Origin of the sequence: Vibrio sp. YT-15 (assembly GCF_033337445.1) — a bacterium.
GTDB lineage: Bacteria > Pseudomonadota > Gammaproteobacteria > Enterobacterales > Vibrionaceae > Vibrio > Vibrio alginolyticus.
This window is the reverse complement of the sequence record NZ_JAWOQR010000098.1, coordinates 1-1,266: the sequence shown is the minus strand read 5'-3', so window position 1 is coordinate 1,266 and position 1,266 is coordinate 1. Positions and strand designations below refer to the sequence as shown.

General features: G+C 44.6%; 1 protein-coding gene and 1 pseudogene. Both read right to left on the bottom strand.

What is annotated here, in order from left to right; all coding sequences use genetic code 11:
- Positions 1 to 274 (bottom strand): annotated as a pseudogene (locus R7D93_RS25540) (16S rRNA methyltransferase); the annotation flags it as partial.
- A gap of 86 nt (positions 275 to 360) precedes the next feature.
- Positions 361 to 1,266: AI-2E family transporter (locus R7D93_RS25535; RefSeq protein WP_318129586.1), on the bottom strand; the 906-nt coding region annotated here is incomplete at its 5' end.

Here is a 1,266-nt window from a genome sequence, read left to right as displayed (position 1 = left end):
CGGCTTCTGCTTTCGCTTTTGGCCAATACAGCAGGAGCATGTCGGCTTGAGTATCCACATCAAATTCAGAACCAAAATGGGTTTTTATTTTGTCTGAGTGACGGATTTGACGGAAATAGCTGTAGTTTGAAGTAAAGACTTCGACCGATTCACAGTGTGCGGTCAGTTCCAGAGGGAACATATCTTCGACTTCACCTGCAACTAAAACATGTTTTCCGTTGAAGTACTCTAGCTGACGCTGAGCGATTTGGCTTGGAGCGATATAGGCAGACATAAATTTGGTTCATCAGAAATAATTAGGGCCAGATTTTCGCACAATCTGGCCCAAGCTTGAAGCTGTTGCTTACTATTCAGTAGCGGCTAGCTGTTGTCTTGTTGGTTGAGGAAGTCTTTGAATTCCTCTTCATAGATATTAAACAGCACCATGGTGACCGCAAAAATCAGTGGGCCATAAATCAAACCAATCAAACCAAATAAGTGCAGACCACCTAATAATGAGAAGAAAATCATTAAGGTATTCATGCCTGCGCTGCCTTGCATCAACAATGGACGCAGCAAGTTATCAATCGAACCGACGATGACTACACTCCATGCGGTTAGGAAGATTGCCCACGTCATATCACCGGTGAGGAACAAGTACGCGGCGGCTGGTATCCAGATCAACGCCGTACCGACAACTGGAATGAAGGAAGCAAAGCCCATCATGGTGCCCCAGAATAGGCCAGGGAAGCCAGCTAGCCACATACCGATACCGCCTGCTAAGCCTTGCGCGATAGCCGTTAAAAACGAGCCCATGACTGCGGACTTCGAAACTTGTTCTATCTCGGTCAAGATTCTATCTTCTTGGCTACGAGAGAGTGGCAGAATATGTCGAATTGCCGAAATGATTTTGTCGTGGTCACGTAATAGGAAGAAAAGCACAAACAGCATTAGGAAAAAATCCATCAAGAAGTTTGTTGCATCACCCAGAATTTTCGCACCGATCGCGACAAGGTTTGAACCAAAAGTGGTAGCAAATTGCCCGATTTTTTCGGCGATGGCTTTTGGCTCGATTTTATCGAAAGGTAAGTACTCATTAACAATGGATAGACCTTTGATAACCCAAGGATGTTGGAAGATGTCTTGAATGCCACCATTGGTGACCCATTTGTACGTGTTCTGAGAAAAAACGGAGCCTTGTTGAACAATTGCAGCAAACACAAACAGTAGTGGAATGACAATAATGAAAGTCAAAACTACGCACGTGAGCAGCGATGCCGAATTTTT